The sequence below is a fragment of the Actinosynnema sp. genome, assembly GCF_052038725.1.
On the sequence record NZ_JBQGCX010000528.1, the window covers coordinates 1 to 4275 of the forward strand.

At 75.5% G+C, this 4275-nt stretch carries 3 protein-coding genes and 1 pseudogene; all 4 read right to left on the reverse strand.

Annotated elements, in window-relative coordinates; all coding sequences use genetic code 11:
• Positions 1–66: 66 nt before the first annotated feature.
• Positions 67–1422 (reverse strand): sensor histidine kinase, encoded by a 1356-nt coding sequence (locus ACTUAL_RS10615; protein ID WP_440900134.1) that lies wholly within the window; start codon positions 1420–1422, stop codon positions 67–69.
• A 400-nt stretch (positions 1423–1822) separates the two neighbouring features.
• Positions 1823–2602, reverse strand: coding sequence for a 6-phosphogluconolactonase (pgl, locus tag ACTUAL_RS10620; protein WP_096496080.1), 780 nt, complete (start codon positions 2600–2602; stop codon positions 1823–1825).
• Entirely contained in the window at positions 2599–3720 is a 1122-nt protein-coding gene (gene opcA / locus ACTUAL_RS10625; protein ID WP_440900135.1) for a glucose-6-phosphate dehydrogenase assembly protein OpcA, read from the reverse strand. The genes pgl and opcA overlap by 4 nt, the downstream gene beginning before the upstream one ends.
• Positions 3717–4275 (reverse strand): annotated as a pseudogene (locus ACTUAL_RS10630) (glucose-6-phosphate dehydrogenase); the annotation flags it as partial. The gene opcA and the pseudogene ACTUAL_RS10630, both read right to left, overlap by 4 nt.

The following is a 4275-nucleotide window of genomic DNA, read 5'->3' on the forward strand; positions in this document are numbered from 1 at the left end:
GGGCCCGCCGTGCCCTGCTGTCCCCCTCCGCCCCGCCGTCACCCCCGGCCCGTCACCCCCGGCCCGTCACCCCCGCCCCGCCGCGCCCACCGGGTCGCTCCCGGCCGCCGCCTCCCCGCTCCCCGCCTCCCCGGTCCCACCGCACCCCGCGTCGAGCGGGAAGTCCACGCGCACCACGAAACCGCCGTCGTCCGTCGGCCCCGCGTGGAACCGGCCGCGCAGCAGCGCCGCCCGCTCCCGCAGCCCCACCAGGCCGTGGCAGCCGCTCGGCAGGCCCGCGCCGCCCCGGTCCGGGGGCGCGCCGTTGCGGACCTCCGCGCTGACGCGCTCCCCGTCCGACACCACGACCACCGCCGCCGACGCGCCCTCCGCGTGCTTGCGCACGTTCGTCAGCGCCTCCTGCACCGTCCGGTACACCGCCCCCGACACCGGTGCAGGCAGGTCGCGGACCGGGCCGTCCACGCGCAGCGACACGTCCGTGCCCAGCAGCAGCTGCGGCAGGTCGGCCACGCCCGGCTGCGGGGGCTCGTCGGCGGCGCGCAGCACGCTCACCAGCTCGCGCAGCTCGTTCAACGTCCGGGTGCTGAGCATCCGGATGTTCCCCGCCACCTGCTTGGCGTCCGGGTCGCGCACGGTCACCCGCAGCGCCCCCGCCTGCACCGCGATCAGGCTCACCTGGTGCGACACCACGTCGTGCATCTCCCGCGCCAACCTGGCCCGCTCGTCGGCCCGCACGGCGCGCGCGTGCAGCGCCCGCTCCCGCTCGCGCCCGGCGGCCAGCTCCCGCACCCGCGCCGACAGCTCCGCCCGCACGTGCGCGAGCAGCCCGATCGCCACCGGCATCCCGGCCACGATCCCGCCGTAGATCGCGTCGTGGACGTGCGCGGTCCACGGCAGCGCCAGGAACTCCTCGACCGGCCACAGGAAGAACCGGGAGAACCACACCAGCCCCGCCCCGACCGCCGTCTGCGCCGAGCGGGGCCGCAGCCAGGCCAGCGTGCCCAGCGCGATCATCGCGGCGAGCTGCGACCAGCCGAACAGGAAACCGGGGATGGTCAGCAGCACCACCAGGAACGGGCACCGCCGCCGGAACACCACGGCCAGCACCGCCACCCCGGACAGCACCCTGCTGTACCCCTCGGCCTCGGGCAGCACCCGCAACCACACGTCCAGCGCCGCCACGGCCACCGCCGCGACGTCCAGCACCAGGTGCCCGCGCGGCCCCACCAGCGCCCGCAGCGCGGCCCACCGGGCGAGCAGCCCGACCCTGGCGCGCGCGCCCCAACCCCGCAGGGCCCCCGCTCTCCCCGCAGCGGCCCGCGCGCCCCAGGCGCCGAACCCCTCCGAGCCGAACCCCTCGCCGCCGAACCTCTCCGCGCCGAACCCGCCATCGCCGAACCGCACCGCAGTCGCACTGGGCATGACCCGCTCCTCCACCCCCGATGTGCTCATCACCCATCGGGACAGCGCGATCACGCGGACGGGACGCGGCAAACCCGACGAAGTTGCGACCGCGAACGTCGGACGCCGGTGAACGGCGCCACAGCAAAAAGGTAAACGCTGGTCAGCGGCTTGTCGACGGTCCGGGGCCGATTTCGCGGCGCACAGCGTTCACACAGCGGTCACACAGTGTGGACGCGGGGCGACAGGCCGCGACGGACCCCGGCGGCGCCCGCCGGACCCGGCACAAGAACAAGGGCGGCGAGATCCGCCGCCCTCGACACCCCGGACCTCCGGGGAACCCCGCCGAACCCGACCCGGTCGGGCGGAGGGGGTGATCCGGTGCTGGTGGCGCTCCGGTGGGCCACCAGCACCGCGCGCGTCACGCCAGCGGCGGGGTGAACAGCTCCGGCACCTTCGCCGCCGCCGCCGAGTCCAGCAGCCACAGCGTCCGCCGCTGCCCCACGGCGCCCGCCGCGGGCAGCTGCACCTCGCCCGCCCCGGCAAGGCCCATTGCCACCGCGGCGGCCTTGCCCTCGCCCGTCGTCATCAGCCACACCTCGCGGGCGCGGCGGATCGCGGGCAGGGTCAGGCTGACCCTGGTGGGCGGGGGCTTCGGGCAGTTGCGCACCGCCACGACCGTCCGCTCCAGCTCGTGCACCGCCGGGGAGTCGGGGAAGATCGAGGCCACGTGGCCCTCCTCGCCGACGCCCAACATGCACACGTCGAACTGCGGCACCGACCCGTGGTCCTCCGGCCGCGCCGCAGCCGCCAGCTCGTCCGCGTAAGCGGCGGCGGCAGCCTCCGGGTCGTCGCCGAACCGGCCGTCGGACGGCTCCATCACGTGCACCCGCGCCGGGTCGACCGGCACGTGGTCCAGCAGCGCCGCCCTGGCCTGGGTCTCGTTGCGCTCGGCGTGCCCGGCGGGCAGGAACCGCTCGTCGCCCCAGTACAGGTCGACCTCGCCCCAGTCGACCGCGTCCCGCGCGGGCGCCCGGCGCAGCTGCTCCAGCACCGCCACGCCGGTCCGCCCGCCGGTCAGCACGACCGACGCCGACCCGCGCGCCGCCTGCGCGTCCACCAGCTTCGTCACCAGGCGGGCAGCCGCGGCGGCGGCCAGCAGGTCGCCGTCGCGGTGCACCACCACCTCGGGCTTGCTCACGAGCCCGCCTTCGCCGCGCGCACGGCCGACTTCGGCGCCTTGGCGGCCTTGGCCTTCGGCTTGACCGCCTCGGGCGTGTCGGCCCCCTCGGAGCCCAGCGGCTCGGCCAGGGTCTCCACCGCGTCCGACTCCGGGGCCGGGGCGGGCTCCACGGGGGCAGCCGCGTCGGCCTTGCGCGCCACCGGCTTCGCGGCGGGCTTGTTCCGCGCCACCTTCGCCAGCGACCGCAGCGCCGCCTCGTACACCTCGTCCGGGTCGAGCCTGCGCAGCTCCTCGGCCAGGCAGTCCCGCACCGACCGGCGCTGCAGCGCCACCCGGCGCTGCGGCTGCCCCGGCTGGGTCAGCGTGCCGACCGCGCCGTCCGGCCGCACCAGCTCCACCGACCCGGAGGGCCGGTCCAGCCGCACGTCCACGATGCCCTGGCCCTTGGTGGCCTTGACCCGCTTCACCGGCACCTTCAGGTACGCCGCGAGCCACGCCGAGAGCAGGTCGGTCGACGGCGAGTCGGCCTCGCCGCTGACCTCGGCCTCGGTGATCGCCTCGAACGGCGGCAGGTCCAGCGCCGAGGCGAGCATCGCCCGCCACAGCGTCAGCCGCGTCCACGCCAGGTCGGTGTCACCGGGGGCGTAGGACGACCGGCGCTGCTCCAGCGCCTTGATCGGGTTCTTCTCGGCCGCCGAGTCGGTGATCCGGCGCTGCGCGAGCTGCCCGATCGGGTCCTTCGACGGCGACGACGGGGCCTCGTTCGGCCACCACGCCACCACCGGGGTGTCCGGCAGCAGCAGCGGCACCACGCACGAGGCGCCCTCGGACGCGAGCGGCCCGTACAGCCGCAGCACGATCACCTCGGAGGCGCCCGCGTCACCGCCGACCCGGATCTGCGCGTCCAGCCGCGCGGCGGCCTGGCGGGCGCCGCGCGCCACCACGATCACCCGGCAGGGGTGCTCGCGGCTGGCGTCGTTCGCGGCCTCCCCGGCCTCCTCGGTCTTGCTGCCGTCGTCGGTCACGATGACCAGCGTCAGCACCCGGCCGAGGGTGACCGCGCCACCCTCCTCGCGCAGCTGCACGAGCTTCGAGTTGACCTGCGACGTGGTCGTCGAGGGCAGGTCGATGATCACGGTCGCCTCCAGTGCCTGCCGGTGCGGGCCAGCATCTCGTCAGCGGACGGCGGTCCCCACGTGCCTGCCTTGTACTTCTCCGGCTCGCCGGTGCTCGCCCAGTGCTCGATCACCGGGTCGAGGATCTCCCAGGAGAGCTCGACCTCGTCGTTCTTCGGGAACAGCGACGGCTCGCCGAGCAGCACGTCCAGCAGCAGCCGCTCGTAGGCCTCCGGCGAGGACTCGGTGAACGCGTGCCCGTAGCCGAAGTCCATCGTGACGTCGCGGACCTCCATCGTGTTGCCCGGCACCTTGGAGCCGAACCGGATGGTCACGCCCTCGTCCGGCTGCACCCGCACCACCAGGGCGTTCTGCCCCAGCTCCTCGGTCGCGGTGTCGTCGAACGGCAGGTGCGGCGCCCGCTTGAACACCACGGCCACCTCGGTGACCCTGCGGCCCAGCCGCTTGCCGGTGCGCAGGTAGAACGGCACGCCCGCCCAGCGGCGGTTGTTGATCGTCAGCTTGATCGCCGCGTAGGTGTCGGTCGTCGACTTGGGGTCGATGCCCTCCTCCTCG

Bases quoted from the DNA above. Each gene is read 5' to 3' on its own strand.
- ACTUAL_RS10615 (WP_440900134.1), bottom strand. From the start codon at position 1,422: ATGCCCAGTGCGACTGCGGTGCGGTTCGGCGATGGCGGGTTCGGCGCG.